The 24,292-nt window shown below is 56.2% G+C and carries 23 protein-coding genes; 9 read left to right on the top strand and 14 right to left on the bottom strand.

All coding sequences use genetic code 11. The features are described 5' to 3' along the window. Positions 1-136: 136 nt before the first annotated feature. Genes G6L28_RS19825 through G6L28_RS19815 form a run of 3 tightly spaced genes read right to left on the bottom strand, consistent with a single transcriptional unit; the run spans position 137 to position 5,603 of the window. Entirely contained in the window at positions 137-2,410 is a 2,274-nt protein-coding gene (locus G6L28_RS19825) for a cellulose synthase (protein ID WP_174065791.1), read from the bottom strand. Further along, positions 2,407-3,453: a glycosyl hydrolase family 8 gene (locus G6L28_RS19820; RefSeq protein ID WP_174065789.1), complete on the bottom strand. Its 1,047-nt coding sequence runs from the start codon at positions 3,451-3,453 to the stop codon at positions 2,407-2,409. Before G6L28_RS19820 ends, G6L28_RS19825 begins: the two co-directional genes overlap by 4 nt. Continuing rightward, positions 3,450-5,603 (bottom strand): cellulose biosynthesis cyclic di-GMP-binding regulatory protein BcsB, encoded by a 2,154-nt coding sequence (locus G6L28_RS19815; RefSeq protein ID WP_337795784.1) that lies wholly within the window; start codon positions 5,601-5,603, stop codon positions 3,450-3,452. Before G6L28_RS19815 ends, G6L28_RS19820 begins: the two co-directional genes overlap by 4 nt. On the opposite strand from G6L28_RS19815, the gene G6L28_RS23155 reads away from it, so the two are divergent. After that, complete coding sequence (locus G6L28_RS23155) at positions 5,578-5,901, top strand: hypothetical protein (protein ID WP_337795783.1); 324 nt, start codon at positions 5,578-5,580, stop codon at positions 5,899-5,901. The two genes, G6L28_RS19815 and G6L28_RS23155, sit on opposite strands and share 26 nt — an antisense overlap. Here the strand turns inward: G6L28_RS23155 and bcsA are convergent. Next, positions 5,891-8,086, bottom strand: a complete 2,196-nt coding sequence (gene bcsA / locus G6L28_RS19810) for a UDP-forming cellulose synthase catalytic subunit (protein ID WP_174065779.1) — start codon at positions 8,084-8,086, stop codon at positions 5,891-5,893. The genes G6L28_RS23155 and bcsA overlap by 11 nt on opposite strands. A 112-nt stretch (positions 8,087-8,198) precedes the next feature. Further along, positions 8,199-9,236, bottom strand: coding sequence for a cellulose biosynthesis protein BcsN (gene bcsN / locus G6L28_RS19805; protein ID WP_425292695.1), 1,038 nt, complete (start codon positions 9,234-9,236; stop codon positions 8,199-8,201). Positions 9,237-9,425: 189 nt separating this feature from the next. Here bcsN and G6L28_RS19800 point away from each other — a divergent pair, with 189 nt between their 5' ends. Both G6L28_RS19800 and G6L28_RS19795 read left to right on the top strand, forming a co-directional pair. Next, positions 9,426-10,595 carry an AGE family epimerase/isomerase gene (locus G6L28_RS19800; RefSeq protein ID WP_174065845.1) on the top strand — a complete coding sequence of 390 codons (1,170 nt, stop codon included), beginning with the start codon at positions 9,426-9,428 and terminating at the stop codon, positions 10,593-10,595. Between the two features lie 353 nt (positions 10,596-10,948). Continuing rightward, on the top strand, positions 10,949-11,785 hold the full coding sequence (locus G6L28_RS19795) for an alpha/beta fold hydrolase (protein WP_234902664.1): 837 nt from the start codon (positions 10,949-10,951) through the stop codon (positions 11,783-11,785). Positions 11,786-11,856: 71 nt separating this feature from the next. On the opposite strand, the gene G6L28_RS19790 is transcribed toward G6L28_RS19795, so the two are convergent. The 5 genes from G6L28_RS19790 to minC all read right to left on the bottom strand — a co-directional run bounded on the left by G6L28_RS19790 (position 11,857) and on the right by minC (position 15,607). Continuing rightward, complete coding sequence (locus G6L28_RS19790) at positions 11,857-12,792, bottom strand: dihydrodipicolinate synthase family protein (protein WP_174065775.1); 936 nt, start codon at positions 12,790-12,792, stop codon at positions 11,857-11,859. Between the two features lie 145 nt (positions 12,793-12,937). After that, complete coding sequence (locus G6L28_RS19785) at positions 12,938-13,657, bottom strand: GntR family transcriptional regulator (protein WP_174065773.1); 720 nt, start codon at positions 13,655-13,657, stop codon at positions 12,938-12,940. Between the two features lie 115 nt (positions 13,658-13,772). Beyond that, a complete protein-coding gene (minE, locus tag G6L28_RS19780; RefSeq protein ID WP_174065771.1) occupies positions 13,773-14,033 on the bottom strand; it encodes a cell division topological specificity factor MinE in 261 nt (86 codons plus the stop codon). Then, positions 14,030-14,842, bottom strand: coding sequence for a septum site-determining protein MinD (gene minD, locus G6L28_RS19775; RefSeq protein WP_027674137.1), 813 nt, complete (start codon positions 14,840-14,842; stop codon positions 14,030-14,032). Before minD ends, minE begins: the two co-directional genes overlap by 4 nt. 33 nt (positions 14,843-14,875) lie before the next feature. Beyond that, positions 14,876-15,607, bottom strand: a complete 732-nt coding sequence (gene minC / locus G6L28_RS19770; RefSeq protein WP_174065769.1) for a septum site-determining protein MinC — start codon at positions 15,605-15,607, stop codon at positions 14,876-14,878. A gap of 454 nt (positions 15,608-16,061) precedes the next feature. Here minC and G6L28_RS19765 point away from each other — a divergent pair, with 454 nt between their 5' ends. The 4 genes from G6L28_RS19765 (at position 16,062) to recX (ending at position 19,022) form a co-directional block, all read left to right on the top strand. Then, positions 16,062-16,292 (top strand): helix-turn-helix domain-containing protein, encoded by a 231-nt coding sequence (locus G6L28_RS19765; protein ID WP_174065767.1) that lies wholly within the window; start codon positions 16,062-16,064, stop codon positions 16,290-16,292. Positions 16,293-16,470: 178 nt separating this feature from the next. Next, positions 16,471-17,706 (top strand): adenylate/guanylate cyclase domain-containing protein, encoded by a 1,236-nt coding sequence (locus tag G6L28_RS19760; RefSeq protein ID WP_174065765.1) that lies wholly within the window; start codon positions 16,471-16,473, stop codon positions 17,704-17,706. A 147-nt stretch (positions 17,707-17,853) separates the two neighbouring features. Beyond that, positions 17,854-18,477: a TetR/AcrR family transcriptional regulator gene (locus tag G6L28_RS19755; protein WP_234902655.1), complete on the top strand. Its 624-nt coding sequence runs from the start codon at positions 17,854-17,856 to the stop codon at positions 18,475-18,477. Then, a complete protein-coding gene (recX, locus tag G6L28_RS19750; protein WP_337795782.1) occupies positions 18,474-19,022 on the top strand; it encodes a recombination regulator RecX in 549 nt (182 codons plus the stop codon). The genes G6L28_RS19755 and recX overlap by 4 nt, the downstream gene beginning before the upstream one ends. A 15-nt stretch (positions 19,023-19,037) precedes the next feature. On the opposite strand, the gene G6L28_RS19745 is transcribed toward recX, so the two are convergent. The 4 genes from G6L28_RS19745 to cls all read right to left on the bottom strand — a co-directional run bounded on the left by G6L28_RS19745 (position 19,038) and on the right by cls (position 22,626). Then, entirely contained in the window at positions 19,038-19,421 is a 384-nt protein-coding gene (locus G6L28_RS19745) for a c-type cytochrome (protein WP_234902654.1), read from the bottom strand. A gap of 132 nt (positions 19,422-19,553) precedes the next feature. Continuing rightward, positions 19,554-20,087, bottom strand: coding sequence for a DUF992 domain-containing protein (locus tag G6L28_RS19740; protein WP_174065763.1), 534 nt, complete (start codon positions 20,085-20,087; stop codon positions 19,554-19,556). Positions 20,088-20,304: 217 nt separating this feature from the next. Further along, positions 20,305-21,117 carry an endonuclease/exonuclease/phosphatase family protein gene (locus tag G6L28_RS19735; protein WP_174065762.1) on the bottom strand — a complete coding sequence of 271 codons (813 nt, stop codon included), beginning with the start codon at positions 21,115-21,117 and terminating at the stop codon, positions 20,305-20,307. A 48-nt stretch (positions 21,118-21,165) separates the two neighbouring features. After that, positions 21,166-22,626, bottom strand: a complete 1,461-nt coding sequence (gene cls / locus G6L28_RS19730; protein WP_174065761.1) for a cardiolipin synthase — start codon at positions 22,624-22,626, stop codon at positions 21,166-21,168. Between the two features lie 125 nt (positions 22,627-22,751). Here cls and G6L28_RS19725 point away from each other — a divergent pair, with 125 nt between their 5' ends. Together G6L28_RS19725 and G6L28_RS19720 are read left to right on the top strand one after the other, a co-directional pair. Then, entirely contained in the window at positions 22,752-24,038 is a 1,287-nt protein-coding gene (locus G6L28_RS19725; RefSeq protein WP_174065760.1) for a L,D-transpeptidase family protein, read from the top strand. Continuing rightward, positions 24,035-24,268, top strand: a complete 234-nt coding sequence (locus tag G6L28_RS19720; protein ID WP_174065758.1) for a sulfurtransferase TusA family protein — start codon at positions 24,035-24,037, stop codon at positions 24,266-24,268. The genes G6L28_RS19725 and G6L28_RS19720 overlap by 4 nt, the downstream gene beginning before the upstream one ends. The last annotated feature ends 24 nt before the right edge of the window (positions 24,269-24,292 follow it).

Raw genomic sequence — 24,292 nt, 5'->3', positions numbered from 1 at the left:
GTCTATCGGTTGGCTTCACCGATGCGCATGTCAGGAGACCGCTGGACAAAAAGTTGGGATGGGCGGCGAAGCGCAACGCTTCCTGAACATCATAATGTCTGACTGAACTGCCGAGTTTGGCGACGTCTCTCTTAACTCAGCCGCCTCGGGGTCCTAGACTTGGACGGGCATCCCTTGCATTGGCAAGCCCGCGAATGGCATCGGTATTTCCGGTCGCGGCGGCACCCTCAAAAATCTGGATGGCTTCGCCATAGCGCTGCATGTTGAGATAGGCGTAACCACGGATGACCATAAGATCGACCCGCTCTGTTGCCAGCCGCGCGCGCTGATCCAGCAGGATAAGGGCTTCCTCGTAACGTTTAGCCTGATAGGCGGCCAGCGCGCGATCCGTCAATATCGCTACCTGTAGCTCGGTCGCCTTCTGACGGTCCATCGCGGATGACGTTGCAGACGCAGCCGCGTTGTCGGTCAGGCCCATACGAAGATAGGCCAGGCTCTGGCCGTACGCTGCATCGCTACGAAGATCGCTCTGGCCGCCCTTCAATGCGACGCCGAACGCCTTGAGTGCTTCCACCGGTCGGTTGATATCCATGAGGCACCAGCCCTGTTGAAGTGCTGCTTGGGGCGGCAGGCTTTCGACATGGGCGCTGATCGAGCATCGACCCGCACGCTGTTGCAATTGCGTCTGCCTTCCGGCGGTGGGCTGACGCTGAGAAACGGCGGGCTGGGATGAACGGGATGTAGCAGAAGGAGCGAAGTCATCCCTCACCGAAACAGATTGTGATGACACGCCGGTCGCCTGTGCCTGCCCCACAGAGGCGCGCGCTTGCGCACCGGCAGGTGTCGCACGTCCTACCTCAGCAATTCTCTGTGACCTATCACCCCATTCACGCTGGATCTGACGCAATTGGCCGGCATTGTTCAGTTGTTGATACGTCAGAGCGAGACCATAGGCCGAAGCTTCATCATCGGCCTTCCATTGCAAAGCAGTCTCGAACCATTGCTGCGCCATTTGCGGCTGCTGAAATGCGCGAGAGTACCATCCGAATTCCTGCGCAGTAGCGGCGTCTTTCTGTGCCATGGCATCTGCGGCGATACGCTGAAGGACCGGAGGGTCCAGAGGGACAGGCGGGTCAAGCGCCAGTAGGTTGGCCGCGGCGGCGAGATAGGTGGCATGCGCATCGTCAGACGATGTCCGCCATTTGAACAGCACATTCTCCGCTTCGCGCGGTTCTTCACGAGCGATCAGGGCCAGCCCAAGTCCTTGTGCGGCAGATGCGGAATCTTCGGCGGCAATTGCCTTTCGAAACCACTTTTCCGCGTCTTGCATGTTGTTACGGCGAATATTGTACCAGCCGAGCAGCAAAGCATCGCTGGCCAGGTCGTTGCTTTCTGCGAGCCGCTCCAGCCGCAGGACATAGGGCTGCGGTACGATAACGTCCTTGTCTTCGCCACCCTTGGCAACAAACTGACGGGCCAAATCGTCTTTGACAGGTTCAAACTCAAGCTGTCCATCTGAGCCAGGCTTCTCACGCGCCAGCAAATCCTCCACCATCGGCACGGGGATCAGCGTGGATGCTTTCTGAACCGTTGCAAGCCTTTGGGCCGCATCGTTACAATTCGCGAGAATATAGATGTAGGCGTCGCGCGCGCGTTCCGGTTTCTCTGTTCGCGCAAAAGCTTCGGCCACACGCCAAAGCACATCCACTTCGCTACACGTCAGCAAACCGGGGTTTTGTGCTGCGACATCGATGACGGCAGAATATTGCTTGAGGTCGGAAGAGTTCACCAGCCGCTGACGGGCTTCTGCCAGATTAAGCAAGTCTGTCAGGTTGGATGGAGGCTGCCACCCGGCCTCGGCAGATTGCCGGTCGGCAATAGCTTTCCTCACCTCCGCATAACGTCCATTGGCATAGAGTTGCCACATGGCTTCAAGCTGCGCGTCGCCGGACTGGGGAACCGCCGTTGGATCAGCAGGAGGTGTCCAGTTCGGGTAGAGTGCCTTGAGGCGGGCAATCTCGGCCTGAAGTCTTGCCGTATCGCCTCGCGCCGCAAAGTAGCGCAATGCACTTTCGTCCACGACGGGAGTCTGCCCCGACTGCGCGCCCTGGTTCTGCGTTGTAGATGGAGGCTGCGATGCAGGCTGTGGCAGGGGTTGCGCCTGCGAAAGAAGCGGCAGAGGCTGGCCAGGCTTTTCTTCCGAAAGATCAGAGCGGGCTGGAGACTGCAAATTCCCGTTCAGCGAGACGCCGTTGGCATTGCTCGCTGTCGCGCTGGGGGAGGATGCCTTCTCGGTCGAACCCGTATGGATTTCTGCGACACGTCCCAGCATATCGTCACGCCAGTGGAAAACGCTGAACCCGCAAAGAACCAGAACGGCGGCTGAAACGAGTAGAGGCTTGCTGTTCATAGGCACTCCTGATTCGTTTGCGCCGAGGACAAGCCCAAGAGATGCAGCGTAGATGGATAATAAAGTGTTGACGTGAAGCGTCTTAAGTCGTCTGGAATGGGCGTACCGTTGGAGCGGCAAGCAACCAAAGCAGGTATCATGCGATAGCCCGGATCCGAGAGCATGTCTTTCACCGCACCGGATTGCAGTTCGAAAGTTCCGATGTTTCCGCCTTCGACAGACATGCCTGTGACAAGCCTTTCGTAGAGTTCAGGCGTGCCGACGCCGGCCATGGCGAGGTATAGCGGTATCCTGATGGCATTATAGCCAAACTCGGACGGAAAGCCCTCGGCGGGTTTCGTTCGTGTTTTTAAGGATACCCAATCTGCAGGAAGCTTACGTGGGCCGAAGCTATCTGAACTGATCGCCGAGATGCCATCTTTCACGAGCTTTTCCCACAAGGGAGAAGGCGAGAGCTCATTTAGAGCAGGAAAAGCTTCGAAGATGAAATAGGATGGATTGATGACCGGTCCGTCCGGCCTGTCGTTTGGTCCAAAACCGCTGACGGCTGGTAAAAGCAGTGTTTTTCCGCCTCGTTCCAGGACGGCCTTGCGGAGCACGGTTTCAGCAATGGCGCGAGCGGACTGGGCATAATCGTCCCTGCCCCATTGCTTGGCGGCTTTTGCCAGAGCGTAGGCGATCAATATGTCGCCATCGGTTGCGTTGTTGATGTCTGTCACATGCGGGTCGGATGCTGGGTCCCACTTCCAGGCCGCGAGCCCATCGTCCCGCACGAGCAGTTCTGTTTTCGTGAAGGACCAGATCAGTTCGAAATCAGCAATGTTGTCTGCCAATACGGCCAGCCACATGCCATATCCCTGACCTTCACTATGACTGATATTTTTATTGGCAGTGTCGATGATCCTGCCTGAACTGTCCAGAAATGCGGCTTTGTATGTTTCCCAATCGGCAGAGGTTACGGATGCGGCTGTGGCAGGAAACGGTAATATCATCGTTACCAGCACCAACATCATTCCAAGTACAGATAGGAAGGGCTTTTTCATTTTTTGCGCCCTATGCCACGCAACATGATGAATGTCGCCATTCCTAGCAAAGACAGAAAGCCTATGAATACCAGCGAATAGGACAGCGTATTGGTGGACAGCCAGTTGGCAGCGATGAGACGCCAGTTGGCGAAGCTGAAGGGTCTCGTCACAAAGAAACTTTGCTGTTGCGCCGATATGATTTCCACCTTGTCAGTGGCTGCATCATAGGTCGCTACCCGCCCCGATAGCGCCGCCCACCTCTTCTGCTCTGTCATGGCAAACGTGCCCGTGCGAAGATCAGCAGACGTCGGCGCTGTGGCCATGGTCCAAACGCCCTCTCCACCGGGGCTTAGACCCTGCGCCAGCATGAAGGAAACGTTTGGTGAGGGAGTGAATACCTCTTCCGAGCCGGGCAGGAAGCGAAGAGTTTCCGAGCTTATGTCGAAGTTACGCCGCATCCATTCCTCGAAAGAGGAAATCTGCCCCTGCCATACCCCGCCATCCACACGCTCCCGCCAATCCGCAAACAACCGGTCCGTTTGCTCGACACCAGCGACTTCACCAGGCCTCTCGTTCCAAGCCGTCTGGCTGGCAGGTGCGAGATTGAACTGTGACACCAGCGCAGGAGGCATCTGCGCCAAAGTTCCTATGAAGAGCGCATTTCGCTCCCCGACCGCCGCAGGCGATGCCACCACATCGACGTCGACAGGATGACCCGCAGCTACCGCCAGTCGGGCTAGCAGGGTCGCTGCGGACGAAAGCGTGTCCGTATCCGAACGATCCAGCGACACGGCAACGGTCTGACCGCTGACACGATAAGGCTGTGCGACACCGCTCGTCGCAGCGAGGTCTGGTGCGCGGCTGATCATCGCAAAATTTGGAATGTGAATTTCAGAGGTGTCGAATAACGCAAAACGCGGCGTCTGATTGGCAGAGGTACCGGGCAGGCAAGCCGTATCCGCCTCCGTTTTTAAAATTGCCTCGATGACGACCGTGTTCACTCCCGGCACGAAATGGCGAAGGGTGACGTTAATCGGCAGATGCCTGAAAATTCCGCCGCCCCGGTTGGAAATGGGAACGGTCGAGGCAATGTTGCCATTGACATAGATGTCGATATTGCTGCCAGGTATGACGTCTCCGGCATATGCGGCATCCAACAGAAACGTGGCCTCCCCGTAAGCAGCCGCATAGAAATCGGCTGGCATGCCGAGTGTAAATTCCGTACGGAAACGACGCCCTGAAAACTCTGTGCTTTTTACGCCCAGCGTCGATAGTGCAATGCGCCTGTCGGACATGATCAGGGGCGTATCAGGTGCATGCCAGGTTCGGGTGGTCAGCGTTGCGCGCGATGTTCCAGCAGGTCGCTCGATGGAAGAAAACAGGGTATCGATGGCATTCTGCACTGCCTGAGGCGTAGGACCACCCACAACGAGGGGCGTGAACCCGCTGACGAGATCGCTTTCGAAGCCCGCAAACGAGCCGGCCAGCACCTCCGGCGGTACGGAACCGACGACGCTCGCTATCTCCCGAGAGGTTCCGACGAGAACCACAAGCCCGCCAGCCTTCCGCTCTTGCGGCATGGTCGTATGGAAAATTACCTGCTGGTTCGGCATTTGCGTTCTGAGCGCAAGCGCCTGTGACAGACGCAACAATGGTCCCGCAAAAACGGGATTTGCCAGGCCCGGTGCCACGATATCGATCGTGGTGATCGCCGCGTCGTCAACGCCTACAGCTTGAATGTCTTCGACATTTTCATATCGATTACTCACGTTCGAACTGAACGAAAGATATGTGCTGGCAGGATTGACGTCAGTCCACAGGTCGTACGTCGACTCGACGGTACAATCAGTCCTGTGGCGCTGCCGTACCCCCAAGGTGATGACATTGGCACCGGATTGGAGCGTCCCTGCCGGGATTGCCATGGACGTCGCACTCTCGGCATCGGGAGAGGCTATGCTTTTGCGCTCCAGCGGCACGTTGTTGATCGTCGCCTCAAGGTTCGAGCTTTCAGGCGCGACGACGATTGCGTTCTGGTAGCCGATATTCAACGCAGTCGCCGCCTGCGCCTGTTCCGGTGTCAGATAAATCGTCCATTGCTTCTGATCCACCTCACCGGAGAGGCTCAATTCAGGAAATGGAAGAATGTATCGTTTACTGTCATCCAGCACCGGAGGGGCCGAAGCTGCCGGTCCCGCCGACGCAGCAGAAGCAGGGCGAGACTGGACGGGTGGAGCCACGACGGCGGGTGGACGCGCAGGGGCAATTTGCGGTGGTGCCGCAGGAGCAAGCGGGCTGGTCGATGGCGACGGCAAGCTGGGTTGGGGTTGGCGCTGCGGTTGCGACGCTGGAGCAGACGGCGGCGTGGACGGTCGCTCTGGTGACATGTCGAACGGCGTCTGCGCAAAAACAGCCGTAGAGACCAAAATCAGGAACGCGGAGAATGTTATAGACTTCTTCATCCCTTGACCGCTCCCGACGCAACCTTTTGCCGCGCTTTGGGCCGGAACGACCGGAGCAGATAAAAGAGACCTCGTTGGGTCTGGTACACGGCAATGGCCAGGAACGTAGCTGTCCCCTTGATCAAGCCCGGATTTTTGCGGCGAACTCGTTGGAACTCGCTCCATTGCTCCGAATTGGCAAAAATCAGATCCGCGATCAGGCGATGTTCCACCGCTTCCTTCGGAGAGAAGGTACAGCCGACTGACATGAAGCCATCGTGCCGCACGTCGCGCACGACGTTGATCGTCATTGTATCCGGCACGCCTTCGCTGTGCGGCTTGATGCGAATGAGAGCCGAACTTCCCTTTGCGACCGCACGAATATCCTTGTCGAAGATGTTGATCAACATTCCGTGGACCGAGACGTTTTCGACGGTAGCAGGCAACCACGGGCCGTCATTTTCGAGTTGTAGTTCGCATCGGCGCTTGACGGTAATACGCCGAGAGGCGGATTTCTCTCCGCGCTCAGACACCACGCCTAGCGCACAGCCTGCGAAAATGATATTGAGCAGGTTCCAACCACCTACAACGAGCGTAACATCTGCTTTGTAGGGCTCAGCATAGATACGATATATCGCGAAGATCATCGCGATAATGAGAACGCCGAAAATCACGAAAAACGGGCGGCTGATCTCTGAAAGTCTCGCCTCGCTGATTGATTCATCCTTGGCGGTGACCTTGAAAGTCGGCTTGCTGGGATTGAAAAGCACGGACACCACGGCAGGCAGAAGGTGGACCGTCTGCACATATTCATAAAGTTCCGAGATCCACGGCCAGCGGAAGTTTCCGTAAAGAAAGTTCTGCATCATGAGATTAACCAGCATGTATGCGGCGGTGTAGGCCAAAAACTCTCCACCGGATGCCACGAATATCTGCAAATCGAAAAACAGATAGAAGAGAGGCGCGAACAAGAAAATTGTACGTGGGAAGGGGAATAGCCAAAACAGCGTCGACGACATGTAGCAGAGCCGCTGTGTGAACGAGAGGCCTCTTCGGAACAGCGGTTGACGGAAGATGAGGATCTGCATCATTCCCTGCGCCCACCGGCTTCGCTGTCCAATGAAGCTTGCGAAAGTGGCGGGTTGCAGACCGGCAATCAGCGGCTTGTCGACGTATAGACTGTTCCAGCCGCGCGAATGAAGCGCCAGGGCTGTTTCACAGTCCTCGGTAATGCTGACGCCGCTGAACCCATCGGTTTCCTTCAGCGCGCTACGGCGCAACACTGCTGCAGAGCCACAGAAGAATGCACCATTCCACTTGTCCAGACCGCGCTGGATGATGCCGTAGAACATTTCGTTCTCGCTCGGCATCGTTTCGAACGTGCGCAGGTTGCGCTCGATGGGGTCGGGATTGACGAAAAAATGCGGTGTCTGAACGAGGAACAGGCGCTCGTCCTCTTCGAAATAGCCGACAGTTTCGAGAAGAAAATCACGTGCAGGCGCGTGGTCGGCATCGAACACGGTGACGAGTTCACCGGTAGAGTGTTCCAGACCGTTATTCAGATTGCCTGCCTTGGCGTGCGCGTTTTTCTCGCGCGTCAGGTAGTTGACGCCAAGATCGTCGCAAAGCTTCCTCAAGTCCTGATGACGTCGTGCGGCAGCCTGCGCCTCTGGCACATTCGAGGCATTCCGTTTCTGCACGGTGCCACCATCGTCCAGCAGCCAAACCGTGAACCTGTCCGCGGGATAGTCCATGTTCTTGGCCGCCGCGAGCGTATTGGCAAGAAGCTCCGCATCCTCGTTATAGGTCGGCACGAAAATATCGACGGTCGGAACATAGCCGGGGCTGCCCGGTCTGCTCGTGCGCGACGGCAGAGGCATGGAAACAATGACAAGGCTGAGCGCCAGCATCAACACGCTATACATTTCCGCAAGATAAAGCAGGAAACCGGGAATGAAGTTCTCAAGCTGGTTGACGGGCGGAAGCGTGCTGGTGGTGCGCCAATAGACATAGCGGAGAACGATGGCAGTGCCGAAACCAAGACCTATCAGCCGCCATGCGCCCTTGCCGTTCAATGACTTGATAGTGGCAAGAAGGACCAGAGAAATCGCCGTGGCGATGAGGTGAGTCTGCAGACTGACGGGAAGCGTTATGATGACCAATACGCAGGCCGACACAAACAACCAGATAATGAATGTGACGGCCTTGCTCATTGGCTAACCTTTAATTCGTCTAAGTGCGGGCTAGACGCCCTTGGCATCGATGCTGCTACGCATGAGACTATCCGTGATCCGCCAGAGGCAAGCGCAGATAGTCCTGAAACGGTTAATCACATCCACCATTCGCCGTGCCGCCTGCGGCACAGCCTGGAGGTGGTATGGAAATCTGTGTTCTTTCGGCACTGCGTGACGGAAGCGGCACGCTAGCGGGGCGGGACGCCGTTGGTGCACTCGACGAAGGCGGCGGGATAATGACAGGCGCGCCGCTCGGCGTGCGCGGAACCGGCGGTTGTTCCTGCATGGGCGCCGTGTCGATCACGGCAGCACGGACCACCCTCGGCCTCGCCGCTACCGCGGGCCTTACCACTGTCTGGAGACCAGGCTGCATCGGCAATTGGGAGGCTTCATGCGGGTACATCGGGTTCCCGGCCCGCCCGAGACCAGCATCCGGCGGCTGCGCCGTGCCATAGGGGTTCCAGTTCGGAGACTTGTAGCTGCCCGTAATCGTATAATTATACATGACGGAAAGCAGGTCTCGAACAGTCGCACCCGATTGGCACAAGCGCAGTGTCACGTTGATTCGCCCGAGATTTCTGAAGCCCTGCCGCATGCTTTCAGCGGAGCGGATTTGCTGCCAGCCGTAAAGACAGGTGTCCTGACCATATCCCTTGCCGGAAGCATAGGAGAAGGAGCCATAGCTGTTTTGCAGATATTCCGATGTGGTGGACATCGCCACACCGGGAAATGCAGAGCGGATTTCACGCGCTATGGATGAGACGCGCAAACTGCTATTCGACAGCCCACCTCTATCCTCATCGCCAGCTTTCTGAGGCCCGTAGAGCTGAACCTTGATATAGTTTTGGCCGGGCGTGGCGGCATCCGAGCGCAAGATGACTTCCTGCTGCACGGCATTGGAAAAAGTTCGGTCGATCACGGTCAGAACTTCGGGCCCACCCGGAGGGGGGAAAATCAGCGCCTGTTCGGGAGTAAGCATCTTGGGCGCGCCGGAGGGCTGCACGCCTGCGGGCGTATTGCACCCTGCAAGGCCCAGAACCACGGCACACAGTGACGCAACGGCGGAAATACTACCCACCGCATTACGCCCCCAAAGAGGTTTGCGCCCATAGCGAATCACGTACGACATGACCATGGCCATGGAATACGTGAGCATCGCGAATTAGCAATGTAAAATCTTGCTCCCGGATATTGAGAGAAAGACTATTTGAGGTGGGAGTGGGAACTTTGCCGCAACCGTTGGATTTCGGATTGAGCGAATTCTTCAACTCGACCATATTATTCAACAGAAGCAGGAACCAGCGTGGCAGACCTATCGATGAGTGTAATGAGCCCTCTCTCCAAAGAAATCGCAAATTTGCGCCGATGGCTTCACGAACATGCACTCCCGTTATGGTGGGAGGTCGGAGCGGCAAAACCAGAGGGCGGGTTTTACGAACGGATCGACCAGGACGCCAAGCCGATGATTGGCGATGATCGCAGAGCGCGTGTGCAACCGCGTCAGGCCTATTGTTATGCGGCGGCGGGCAGGCGCGGCTGGGCGGGTGACTGGAATAAGGCGGCCCACCACGGACTGAACTGGTTCGACAAGGTTTACCTGCTCGATACGAAGCTTTACGGCAACCTTGCCAACTCCTCCGGCAAATTGATCGACCCCTCCTTCGATCTCTACAATCAGGCATTTGCCCTGTTTGCATTGTCGCAGGCTGCAAGCGTTTTCCCGGACGACCGGGACAAACTGAATAGCCGGGCGATTGAGATTCTTGCTCTTCTGAAAAGTGAATATGCTCATCCATACGCCGGTTTCGAGGAGGATAGCCCTCCAAAAGAACCACTTTGCTCCAACCCGCATATGCACCTGTTTGAAGCAATGCTCGCCTGGGAAGAGATAGATCCGCAAGGTCCATGGACAACGGTCGCGGATGAGATCGCGAAACTTGCGATGACAAAGTTCATCGATGCCGAAAATGGGGGGCTGCGGGAATTTTTCGACCGTGACTGGGCTACACATCCCTCCGATAAAGGTCGCATCATGGAGCCCGGACACCAGTTCGAATGGGCTTGGCTTCTCGTACGATGGGGCATTCTTCGCAACAGTCTGGAAGCGATTACAGCGGCGAAACGACTTTTCGACATCGGGGTGAAGCACGGCATCTGCGCCCGCCGCAAGGTCGCAGTGATGAGCCTCAATGACGATTTTTCTGTTCGGGACCCGCTTGCTCGCCTTTGGCCTCAAACAGAATGGCTAAAGGCTGCTGTTCGTCTTGCGGCCATAACGACTGGCGAAGAGCGTCACGAATATCTCAACTCCGCCATGCGCGCAGTCGGCGCACTTCAACCATTCTTGGATACACCAGTTAGCGGCTTGTGGTTCGACAAATGGCCTGACGATGCGCCGATGTTGAACGAACCGGCACCCGCCAGCACATTTTATCACATTGTTTGCGCGATCTACGAAGCCGAGGAGGCGTTGGAATCGCTTGCCTGAACTCACACCGGTGGTTTGAGGGCATCGCGCTGTTTGTTGAGCAGGCGATGCCTCCCCCCCCTCCCAACGGCCAGCGGACTGAGTGAGACATTATTTCAAAAATAGAAATTAATTGACAATTATTATTACAATTATCGTTCGCAGATAATCTGCGCATTATGTCTTCATCAGACACCGAACAACACTACAAAGAATGACTGATGGAGCTTTAGATGAATAGCATATTTCCAATCAGCCGTCGCGCTGCCATGTTGGCAGGCGCAGCACTTGCAGCTTCGGCGGCCTTCCCAACCCGCACAACGCTTGCAGCAACACAGACTTCTTCCATTAACCTCACTAAAGGAGACAAGGACATGGGTTTTGTAACGACAAAAGACGGCGTTGAAATCTTTTACAAGGACTGGGGTCCAAAGGACGCACAGCCGATCGTTTTCCACCACGGCTGGCCGCTGTCCTCCGATGATTGGGACGCGCAGATGCTGTTCTTCGTTTCCAAGGGCTACCGTGTGGTCGCGCATGACCGTCGTGGTCATGGTCGCTCCGCCCAGGTTTCGGAAGGCCACGATATGGATCATTACGCTTCCGACGCCTTCGCCGTCGTTGAAGCGCTGGACCTGAAGAATGCCGTCCATATCGGTCACTCCACAGGCGGCGGCGAAGTTGCCCGCTACGTGGCAAAGCATGGCGAACCTGCCGGTCGTGTTGCAAAGGCGGTTCTCGTCTCCGCCGTTCCGCCGATCATGGTCAAGACAGACGCCAACCCGGAAGGTCTGCCGATGGAAGTCTTCGACGGCTTCCGCTCGGCCCTTGCCGCCAACCGCGCGCAGTTCTTCCGCGATGTTCCGGCTGGCCCCTTCTACGGCTTCAACCGCGATGGCGCGACTGTGCATGAAGGCGTGATCCAGAACTGGTGGCGTCAGGGCATGATGGGCGGCGCAAAGGCCCACTATGATGGTATCAAGGCTTTCTCCGAAACCGACCAGACCGAAGACCTGAAGAACATCAGCGTCCAGACGCTGGTTCTGCACGGCGAAGACGACCAGATCGTCCCAATCGCGGACTCGGCTCACAAGTCGGTCAAGCTGTTGAAGAACGGCACGCTCAAGACCTATCCGGGCTTCTCGCATGGCATGCTGACCGTCAACGCCGATGTGCTGAATGCAGACCTGCTGGCCTTCATCAAGGGCTGAGCCTGAACAAACGAAAAAGCGATGCGGCTGGAGACAGCCGCATGGCTTGCCTTAATTCACATGCCCGACAATCAAGCTGGGTAGCGAGACGCATACCAGTTGCGGAACAGGGCGTACTGGTTTTCCAGATGGCAACGCTGGGAAGCGCTGAGTTCATCCGTTTCGTTAAAGTGCAGCGTGTATTCCGCATCACCATTCAACACCATCAGATATTTGTAGTGCAAAACGAGGTCAGGGCCTTCGTCGTAGGTTGAGAGCACGGTCAGCGCCTCTTCCAACTCCCGTGCTTCAGCACGGGCAGAAGCGTCGCCCTTTGCCGCCTTCTCACATAGCGCAACGAGATGCAGAACTTCCTTCGGCAAGGCGTTGCCGATGCCGGTGATGGCACCGCCAGCACCGCAATTGACGAAGCCATGATAAACGCCGGTGTCGACGCCGACCATCAGGGTCAGATCGTCATCGCCCGCCGTGATGTTTTCTGCGGCATAGGTCATGTCCTGCTTGCCGCCGAATTCCTTGAAGCCGATCAGGTTTGCGTAGCGCGAGCGGAGATCGAAGAACAGGTCGGCGCGGGTAGCAAAGCCGTAATAAGGGCTGTTGTAGATAACCGCCGGAAGGCCATTTGCCGCTTCCAGAATGGCGGAGAAATGTGCCTTCTGTGCAGAAACCGAAGACCCGCGCGAAAGCACGCGCGGAATGACCATCAGACCCTTGGCTCCAACCTTTGCAGCATGGGCTGCATGGCTGACGGCAGATTTGGTGTTGATCGCGCCAGTTCCTACTATGACCGGAACACCTGCTTCCGCAAGACGTCGCACGCCTTCCTGCCGCTGTTCATCCGTCAACAGAGGCCAGTCGCCCATCGAACCGCAATAGACGACAGCCGACATTCCAGCTGCAATCAATTCCTTGCCCTTCTTCACGAGAGCATCGAAATCAGGTGTCCGATCCGCACTGCAGGGTGTCATGAGGGCCGGAATGCAGCCGGTGAAAATCGTACTTGCCATGGTTCCCAATCCTTTCGCGGTATCCAACCCGCTTGTCATGGGATGAGAATTAGCACCGCGGTCCAAATTTGTCGACAAATAAAATACAAAGAGTCGATCTGCAGATGAGCCACCGCTTGCTGGAGGCGTTCATTCAGCCCATCGACTAAAGAACAAGGCTTGAGCAGTGCCGCGCATCGGCAGTGATATAGGAACGGATCTGCGTCACGATCTGGTCCGCATGAGCCTTGGCGATCCGATCCGCCTTTTCGACATCACGGCTGATGATCGTCTGGATCATCTCCTCATGCTCACCGACATATTGCTTGGGCAGCACATCGTTGAAGGACGAATAGTAGAGCCGCAGAATACGCCGCCCCTCATCCAAGAGCCGGGTGAAGAGTTCCACATAGTGCTGGTTGCCACCGGCCTGAGCGATAGCCACATGGAAATCGCGGTTGGTCGCGATCATCGCCAGCGCATCGCGCTTTTCGACGGCCTCTTCGAACTCTCGCTGGAGCGCGCGAATCTGTGCGATATCTGCGTCCGTGTGCCTGGCGGCGGCAAGCCTTGTCGTGACGCGATACATCAGCGTCAGCGCGTCGAAGAATTCCGGCAGGCCCAGAAAATCGATCTGCGAAACGATGGTCGCGCGGTTCGTCAACGTCGTGATCAGCCCCTCCGCCGAGAGCCGGACCAGCGCTTCGCGAATGGGCGTACGCGATAGGGAGAAGCGTTCAGAGAGTTGCAGCTCATCGATTGGGCTGCCGGGTTCGAGCTTCAGCTCGATGATTTCGTTGCGAAGCGTTTCATAGACGGTGGAGACGCCAAACCCTCTGCGATGGGTCTGTTTTTCTTTCTCGTCCACTTTCTCCGCATTCGCCATGAAACCATCCTTCGCGACTGGCTGTAAGAAGACATTGCATAACCAACCTGCGAGCGAAGTTCAAACGGCGCAAAGAAAAACGCCGGGATGATGCCCGGCGTTTGTCGTAAACTGATTATGCCGCGCGCAGCGAAGCGCTGAGCGGAATTTCCACATCGATTTCCAGCAGCGAAACATGTTCGTCGCTGTCCATCTTGACATGAACCTTGTCGTTGTCGATCTGCACATGCTTGGCGATGACAGCCAGAATTTCCTCGCGCAGAACCGCGACGAGATCCGATCCCATGTTCGTCCGCTCGTGCGCAAGCAGAACCTGCAGCCGTTCGCGCGCGACGGGTGCCGACTTCTGTTTGCGGAAAAGGCTGAAGATGCTCATGCAGCCCTCCCGAAAATCTTGGCGAAGATGCCGCGCTTTTCGCCCGGTACGGCAACAGGAATGTCTTCACCGCAAAGACGGCGTGCCGCATCGAAATAAGCCATGGCCGGAGCAGACTTGGCATCGGCAAGCGTAACTGGCGCACCAACGTTGGACGCGCGCAGAACATCCATGCTTTCGGGAATGATGCCGATCAGCGGAATGGACAGGATTTCCAGAACGTCATCCACCTTCAGCATATCGCCGCGTTCAGCCCGTGCGCTGTCGTAACGGGTCAGCAGCAGGTGCTTTTCCATACGCTCGCCGCGCTCTGCCTTCAGCGTCTTGGAGTCGAGCAGGCCGATGATACGGTCGGAATCGCGAACGGAGGAAACTTCCGGATTTGTAACGACAACGGCAACATCCGCATGGCGCATGGCAAGCGTCGCGCCGCGCTCGATACCGGCAGGACTATCGCAGATGACCCAGTCGAAATGCTTCTTGAGTTCGCCGATGACCCACTCGACACCTTCCGGCGTCAAATTGTCCTTGTCGCGCGTCTGCGACGCGGGAAGCAGGAAGAGCGTGTCAAGACGCTTGTCGCGGATCAGCGCCTGCGTCAGCTTGGCATCGCCCTGAATGACATTGACCAGATCGTAAACAACGCGGCGTTCCGCGCCCATGACGAGATCGAGGTTACGCAGGCCGACATCGAAATCCACGACGACGACTTTTTCTTTTCTCTGCGCCAGCGCTGCGCCGAGGGCTGCGGTGGACGTCGTCTTGCCAACGCCTCCCTTGCCGGAGGTAACGACAACTACCTTCCCCATCCTGATCTCCTGTTCCTGCCACCTACGGCCTAATTAAAGTTTATCCGCTCTGATCGTATCGTCTTCCAGCCACAGCTGGACGGCCTGCCCCCGAAGCTTCGGGTCGATATCTTCCGCAACCTTGTAAACACCGTCGATAGCCAGAAGCTCTGCCTCAAGCTTCTTGCAAAAGATGCGCGCCGAGGCATTGCCGAGCGCACCCGCCATGGCGCGACCGCGCAACGCACCGTAAATGTGGATCGATCCACCAGCGATCACTTCCGCACCAGACGCAACTGAACCAACGATCGTTACATCCCCTTCCGGAAAGACGATGGATTGGCCGGAGCGAACAGGTTCACTGATCATCAGGGACTGAACGACGCTTCGTATTTCTGTCACCGAAGCCTTTTCAGGCTCTTCCGGTGTTTCGGCCTGAGCGAGCGAAACAGGCTCCACCTCCACATCAGACGCTGGCTTACCGCCCTTCAATGCAGGTGGCATTCCAGTCTCGATCATGGACGGACGTGCGCCCTCGATGCCCATGATCGCGACATTGCGTTTGTAAAGCTCGGCTAAAAGGGTCTTCAGCCCAGCCTTGTCGAGCTTCAGATCCGCCACGTCCAACACAACGGGACGTGACAGAAAGAACCCGGCAGATCGCGCTGCCAGATCGTCAAGTCGCTCTAGCCAGACATCCAGCGGCGACTCGGGGGAGAGAACGACCGCCAGAAAGGAGCGGCCTTTGATACGGATCGAGCGGGAATCTGTTAGCACTTTGGTCATCTAGGTAAACAAATCGTTGATAAAGAGGTACTGCTGATTTGGTTAACAAATGGTTAACGCACCAGGTCGCGAACCCTCAAAATTAACTTCATCGCCACCCTTGACGGCAAGCCGTCTTTTACTGGTTCGAGCAGTCAAACGGCGCATTCAACCCGTGACAACAGCGACTCACCGATGGGCAGGTCTACGTTGGGTACAGCGATTAAGTTGCTCGGCTGGGCAGCAAAATCATCCGCTTTGAAGTCACGGAACCTACCGCAAACAAGGCCGTTAATGCCTCGCGCCGGGCGATCTGCAATTGTTACCAAGAATTAACTGTTGCTTGCAGGCCAAAGATGACTATTTTCTCCGCTGCGCTGCAACATGCACATCTCCTCTGCGGCGCGGTCGCATTCATTTCCGGCTAAGTCTCCAATGCCGGCATATTCAGTGTCCATATTTCAGGGAGATTCTTATGACGATATCCGTCTCCACACCGACCTCCGGTAACGCGACAAGCGCTCCATTCGCGCGCAACATTACGGCTGCGCGTCAGGCGGCAGGTTACACGATCGAACAGCTCGCATTGACATGCGGCCTGACAAGCCAGGAAATTACTGCACTGGAAAACGGTGACGACAGCGATCCGTTGCGCGTCAAACGCGTCGCGGCAGCGCTGCAAATTCCGCTGGCAAGCGTCATCTGACGCTAACGCGAAAATATTGGCCGGAAATTACCATGGCGTGGGCTCTGACAGCTAACGGCCACCGGCCAATATTTATCAGGCATTTTCTCACCCCTTAAAAACGAGCGGGCAATACCCACTTACGGCTCTGTACCGCTGCCAATACGAGCACAGCGGCGTTTGTTCATGGGGCAAAGCAATGGCCGCTACCGATCGCGAAACAGCATCGCACATTCCTATCGAAGAGGAATTGTGGCCTTCGGAACGAAGTGATGTGCTGGAATGGCTTGTCACGGATACCAGCAACAACCGCTACATCGACAATATCTTTGTCGAAATGTGCATGCGACTGCACAGCCAGAACATTTCCGTCGCACGAGGTTCTCTCAGTTTTCTGGTGCAACACCCGCAATGGAGGGGTGCACGTATTTTGTGGCGGGTGGGGCAGACTGAAGCCGAGTTCACGACTTATGCCTATGGAACGGAGACCTCCACGGAATACCTCAACAGTCCCGTCCACGATATTCTGACGGGGATGAACGAGATAAGGCACAGGCTGGATGTACCTCCGTCACGGGACCAGCAGTATGAGATCTACGATGATCTGGCAGCCGAGGGATTGACTGAATATGCCGCTTGGCCGCTTCAGCATACGTTTGGCAAGCGTCATGTCATTTCTTTTGCAAGCGACCGTTCCGGCGGGTTCTCTTCCGATGAGATCGCGGTTCTCCGCAGTCTCATTCCTGCGATTTCACTGGTATCGGAAATCCGGCTCAAGAACCGCATGGCGAGGACGCTTCTCGAAACCTATGTCGGACCCCACGCGAGCCAGGAAATTCTGGACGGGGCGACAAGGCGCGGCAGCGGGGCAAGCGTCGGCGCAGCCATCCTGATCTGCGACCTCAGGGACTTCACGCGCATATCCGACCTTTGGCCGAGGGACGATGTCATCGAGCTTCTGAACGACTATTTCGATGCCATGTCAGAACCCATCGAGCGATATGGTGGCGAGATACTGAAATTCATGGGAGACGGGTTACTGGCGATTTTCCCAACAAGCGATGAGGGAGCGAGTTCCAACCTCATGTCTGCCATCCGGGAAGCACAGGTTGAGTTGGAGCGCCTCAATCAGCGAAACATACAAAACGGTCATGAGCCACTAGGCTACGGTATCGGCGTCCATGTGGGCGATGTGATGTACGGTAACATCGGCTCCAAGAGTCGCCTGGACTTCACCGTTATCGGCCCCGCCGTAAACATCGCATCCAGACTGGAAACGCTGACGAAATCGCTTGGAAAGCAGGTGCTGTTCTCCGAGGCGTTTGTCCATCTGGCCAAAGACCAAGCGGCATTTCAATCTGAGGGAATGCAACATCTACGTGGACTTGAGCAGCCAATCCATGTCTTCTCGATGCGCGAGCCATCGTCGCAATAGAGCGTGGGATCGGACAGTCCCCGCTAATGTCGATCGATGCCGCGCCTGCACGATTTAGACGGCGCTAAAGATGACAAAGCCTTCGTTCTCGGTTAGAACGTAAGCGGAACGCTTAGTTGTGGAAGATCAAGAGAAACGGAGAGAGTATTGAAGAAGGCCGAAGACGGGATACGGCGCCGCAAATCTCCCAAAGGGGAGCGGCGGCGAGAAGAAATCCTGAACGCCGCCATGCGCCACTTTGCCAATGATGGATATCAAAGCTCATCCTTTGCAGCGATAGCGGAAGACGTCGGTCTGACATTACCTGGACTGCTGCATTATTTTCCGACCAAAGTTGACCTCCTTCTCGCTGTTTTGAGCAAGAGGGACGAGGAAATCGTAAAAGATCTGACGAAAGAGAGCGATGGCTGGCGGCTGTGCCTCCTTGGTCTGATCTCCATTGTGGAGCATAATCAGACGATACCGGGCGTCATTCGCACCTTCGCTATCCTCAATGCTGAAAGCATCACCAAAGATCATCCGGCAGAAAACTGGTTTGCCGATAGGGTAGCAAAGACAACCGGTTATATTTCCACTGTCCTGAAGGCGGGAATCAAATCCGGTGAGCTTCGATCGGAAATCGAGCCAGATCACATCGCCGCCGAACTCATCGCGATCATGGATGGCCTGCAAATGCTTTGGCTGCGCAAACCACAACAATTCGATATGCTCTCGGTCTTTTCCGACTATATCCACCGTTTGATAGAAACGATAGAAGCGCCCAAGCCGTGACATCCAAGAATGCTGAGCAGGACGAACCATCGAAACGCATGTTGAGTTGGGCTCGAAACTCCACCATCTATCGGTTGGAGAGACGGATGATGACGGAAAAGCAGCTTTTCGACGCAATAACGAAAAAAGCGAAATCCAAATTCGATGACATCTCTCCCACCCAGATCAAGAGTCTTGCAGAGGCGGCAGTAAATTTCGCCTATGAGATCAAGGCACTGGATGACGTAGCCTTCGCTGAAAGCGCGACACGCACCGCACTTCGTAACGGCAAGTCCAAAAGAGCAATCGCGCAAAAGCTAAGCATGAAAGGCGTCGACAGGGAGGTGACTGCCGCAGCCCTCGAGGAGGCGGATGATCTCTCTTCCGCAGTGGTTCTGGCACGCAAAAGGCGACTTGGGCCTTTCAGGCGAGATGAAAGCAGCGATGCAAAGAGCCTGTCCAAGGAAATGGCTGCATTGGCGCGTAATGGCTATAGCTTTGACATTGCCAACCGGGTCCTCGCCATGGAGCTTGAGGAGGCCGAAGAAATCCTTGCACGGCTGTAAAAAGCAACATCGTTGTTATTTTTGGGTAGCTGGAATGGTTTTCAGATAGGCGATGATGTCGTCTATTTCAGACTGGCTCCACAACCCAAAAAAACGCATTGAAGTTCCGGGCAAGAACTTTCGCGGGCTGGCGAGGAACTGGCTCAATTCATTCTCGTTCCAGACGACGCCGTTCGCCTGGGCAGCCTTCATTGCATCCGAGTAGCTCGCAAAGTCCACAACGATCCCGGCAGGTCGTCCGACCACGCCCATCAGATGGGGGCCCATGCGTGTGCGGGGATGATCGACGTCATGACAAACCGAGCATTTCGCAAAGGAGCGCTCCCCTCGCACCGCATCGCCCTCCGCCATGGCCGGAGCGGCTAATGCGAGCACCCAGAGCAACAGAACGAAAAGCATTGTTTTCATAACGTGTGACACGACCCATTCGAAACGATCTGTTTCACTTCCATAATAAAGCACCCTCCCCGTCGTTCAAAACGGAAAGGGTGCAATATAATGCGAAGGTTCGGCCTACACCGATAGAACCGATCAGCCGCGATTAGGCGTCAGCGTAACGGATGTACCCGTTGCTGCGAGGTTCAAGCCGACCTGACCGGTAACGCTCACGGTTTGAAGCTGGATGGAGCCAGAGGTACCGCCCACGAGAACATTGGCACCTACGCCAACACCGACAGTCGCCTCAGCAGTTGCGCCCTGGTAGAGACCACCGAGCGAACCGGAATGGTAGCCTGCGGTCGGAGCAAATACTGCCCAGACCAACTTGCCTTGGGTCGTGAAGCCCAGGTCGACACCCATTTTGCGAATCGCGCCGGTGTAGTGATCCGTACGGCGCGCGCCGAGTGTTGATTGGAATACGCAGTCGAGCTCCTTTGCAGAACCGATCACGTAACCTACGCCGCCGCCGACATCACATGTCAAATAACCAATCTTGACGCCATTACGGTCGTCCTCAGGCGCCTGATAGGTTTCCTGATATGTCGCCATGTCGGCTGCAATGGCGCTGGCCGTTCCAGCCAAACCGAGCGTCACTGCTGCAAAGGTTACGGCAATCGTCTTTTTCATTTTGTCTTCTCCTGTTTTAACTTTTAACCGGCAGCACCCATTTTTCTTCTTGGGCATTCAATTGCGCACGACTAACGTTTGTTCCCTCGAATTGATCCGAAAATGACGATCACGTTTGAAATTCCGCGCGTGGTTAAAGAATACCTCATGGAGATATTCAGCCATTTTGGCGGGATAAGGGCAGTTGATCTGTCGCGAGGCGTGTACCGATCTTCGTTTACGATGACTGCAGAATTTCGGTGCAAATCGAAGCCTTGAGCGGAAGGTGATCTGAAGCGATGCGGGCGAGCACGCTGTCATGCACCTCCACGCCTACCACCAGCCCTTCGCGATTGGCAATAATGCGATCCAACGCAAGCACCGGAAGCCCGGAGGGAAAGCTCGGTACGGCAGGAGGAAGGGGACCGAACGCATCCCTGAAGGTGTTCAGGGATGAACCGTTGCCCAACCGCCATTCATTGAGATCCCCCATCAGCACTGTCGGTTGCTGATCGCGCGTATTGAGCAGTTCGACAAGCGCCCTCGCCTGCTGAGCCCGGGAATGACGCAAAAGTCCGAAGTGAGCGGCGATGACGCGAAGCGTCCCGCCGTTTTTCAGATCAAGCTCAACCACAAGCGCGCCGCGGGGCTCAAGACCAGGAAGCTTCAAAGGGTGAACGTCACGCACAGCCCCCTCCTTGAAGAGGACGACATTACCGTGCCATCCGTGCGCCTTCGCACCTGGAACGATAGGAACCGGCACCAGCCCACACTCCCGCTCCAGCCGCGCAAGATCGAGCAGACCTGTGCGTTCACCGAAACGGCTGTCCGCTTCCTGTAAAGCGATGATGTCCGCACCGATCTCCTGAATGACACGGCTGGTACGCTCCGGGTCGAACTTACGGTCACGACCGACGCATTTGTGGACATTGTAGGATGCGATGATGGGACTGCCCTGCTTTTCGGTATCAGCAGTCAGATCCCCGCGATTTTTCCGGTTTCGGAGTGATCTCATAAGTGCGGCGGGAAGGCTGTTGTTTTTGGCTCGCATCAATTTCCTGTCCCTTAGCATCCACGTTTTCATCACCCCAGCCTCAGGTCAAAGATAAGGCGAAGCCAGCCACAGCACACGCTCCGTCAGGCGCACCAAGAACGGCCTCGCCCTTAATTCATCCAGCTTCACCGGCGTTGCATTTTCCATGGCGGCGGCAATGCGCTTTGAAACGGATCGTGCAAATCCTTCGTCCAGAACTTCCAGATCCACCTCAAAGTTCAATCGCAATGAACGCGGGTCCATATTGGATGATCCCACGTAGGACCATCGATCGTCGATCACGAGGAGCTTCGAGTGATTGAACGGCCCGGTCGCCCGCCATATCCGGCAGTAGCTTTTCAGGATTTGATCGAACTGCGCGGTCATGGCGCGGTCCACCAGCATGAGATTGTTCGTGGCAGGCACGATGATATCGACGCTGACACCCCTTCGTGCCGCGGTCGCCAGGGCGGAAATAAGTTCCCTGTCCGGAAGGAAGTAGGGAGACATGATGCGGATAGAGGACCGCGCCACTGAAAACGCTCCCATCAACATCTTGTGGCTGGTTTCGACGGCATTGTCGGGGCCTGAAGCGACCGCGCGCGACAGGATTGGCGAACCGGGTGTTCCTTCAGGCAGGGTAATGTCCCAGACCGGCCCATCCAGCCGTTCGCGCGTTGTGAACCTCCAGTCCTCTGCGGCCACGGTAAAAAGATCCGCCACGACCGGCCCCAGCACGCGAAAGTGCGTGTCATGGGACTGTTTGTCGCCGTTGAACTCGCGCGTGAAGCCTTCTCGAATATTCATTCCGCCGGTGAACGCGATCTTCCCGTCAACGACAAGAATTTTCCGGTGCGTGCGCAGGTTTGCATAGGGCAGACGCAACCCCATGATGACGTTGCCATTGAAGACTGCGGAGGTGATGCCTCGCTTTTGCAGGCTACTCAGGATACTCGGAACCGAATATCGCGCGCCCACCGCATCTACCAGCACACGCACCTCCACGCCGGGTTCCTTGGCTTCGCACAATGCTTCCACGAAACGCAGACCGATACGGTCATGGTCGAAAATGTAGGTTTCGAGAATGATGGAGCGCCTCGCCTGCCCAATCGCTTCCAGCATTGCGGCGTAGGCCTGATCTCCATCGGAAAGTGTTTGAATGTTATTGCCGGTCGTCAGCGCCGTGCGGGTCACACGGTCGCCGACCGTCTTCATCGAGACGAAACGCCGTCCAAACCGCTCGATCACGATCGAATTTTCCGCATCGAAACGGGCAACCCGATCCATGATAGTGCCGTGCATCAATGACCGCTGCTGACCAACGGTACTGCGCCTGATGCGGTTGATGCCAGCGATGGCATAAATGACTGCGCCGATGATGGGAGAAAGCACGATGACACCCACCCAACCGAGTGCCGAGCGCACTTCCTGTTTCGTCATGGTGGCGTGAACCGCAGCGCCTGTCCCCATGATTACGGAGAGGAGCGCCAGCACATGCGGCCAGTAGGCATGAAACAGATCTATCATATTCGAAATATAATCATCCCATGGTTACCTGCAACTTTACGAATAAGGTGAAAAAACAACACTCTTGTAATCAATTTCGATTTATCATACCACCATTCGACATCCTGCAAATTGGTGCGCCAGCCATGCGTTTGAGACAAATTGCTCTTCTTGCCTGCACGGCGTTCGTGCTCGTGGGCTGCAACGAAACGCTCGAAACCGTCGAGCGCGATGTTTCTCACGTCAAGAACAAGGTCGATTATCCTCTTTCTCCTGCCATCCTTGCGGAGATGGACAAGAAGAATATGGATCGCAATGCGCCGATCATGATCCGTATTCTGAAGGAAGAGGGAAAGCTCGAAGTCTGGAAAGCTAAGCGAGACAACCGCTTCGAGGTCATCGCTTCCTATGATATTTGCGCATGGTCGGGTAAACTCGGCCCCAAGGTCAAAGAAGGTGACAGGCAGGCGCCGGAAGGTTTCTATAACCTTTCGCCCGGCCATATGAACCCCTATTCCAGCTACTACCTTTCCATCAATACCGGCTTTCCCAACCGCTACGATCAGGCCAATGGGCGTAACGGCACCAACCTGATGATCCACGGTGCCTGCTCTTCCTCCGGCTGCTACTCCATGACCGATGCGCAGATGCTGGAAATTTACGGCTTTGCGCGCGACGCCTTCAAGGGCGGGCAAAAGGCAATCCAGCTTCAGGCTTTACCTTTCCGCATGACGGCGGAAAACATGGCACGCCATCACAAGAGCGAGAATTACGAATTCTGGAAAATGCTGAAGGTCGGCTACGACCATTTCGAAGTCACGAAGCGTCCGCCGGAAGTCAACGTCTGTGAAAAGAAGTACACGTTCAATCAGCAAACACAGGGCGGACAGTTCAACGCCGCTGCCGCTTGCCCCGCGATGAGTACGCCGCCTGCGCTCGTCAGTGCGCTCTCCAGCTATGACAAGACCTATGACGTTGCCTATGACAAGGCGATGAAGAAGTTTGACGGCATGGTTTGGTATGACCCGAGTGAGGCAGAGCGCAAGGTGCTGGTTGCCGACAAGCGAAAGGGTCGCGAACCGGCATATGCGCCGACCGGCTCCGCCCTGAAGGCTGGAAAGCTGATGAAGGAAACCGAGTTTGCTGCGCTGCTTGAAAAGAAGGCAGCAAAAGGCCTTTCCGCACCGGCTGCAACAGCAATCGCGTCTGCTTCTACCCCGAGGATCGTTGCACCACAGCCAACTGTAGGGCAACCGGCGGCGCAGGCACGTCCAGCCTCGGTTATGGTGGCATCTGCCACCCAAACCCCACAGGCGAATGCATCTCAGGGCATTCCGGTTCCTGCGGTCAATCCGCTCGCCTTCAGCGCCTCCGCACCTTCAGACGAACAGGCAGCAAAGAAGCCTTTCTGGAAGTTCTGGGCGAAGGAATGACCGTACGGTCGGCGGTTCTTTACGATCTAAGAGGGCTCAAATGCCCTCTTCCCGCCATGAGAAGCCGCAAAAAACTATCCGCCATGACCGTGGGTGACGAACTGCTCGTTGACACCACCGATCCGCTGGCCGTCATCGACATTCCGCATATGTGCAATGAAGAAGGCCACACGCTGATCGAAAAGATCGCGACGCAGGACGGACACCGCTTCCGCATACGCAAAGGCTGATTGATCTCCCCGCCTCCACGAACT

The sequence above is a fragment of the Agrobacterium larrymoorei genome, from assembly GCF_013322225.1.
Taxonomy (GTDB): domain Bacteria; phylum Pseudomonadota; class Alphaproteobacteria; order Rhizobiales; family Rhizobiaceae; genus Agrobacterium; species Agrobacterium larrymoorei_A.
This window is presented reverse-complemented; position numbering and strand designations above follow the sequence as displayed.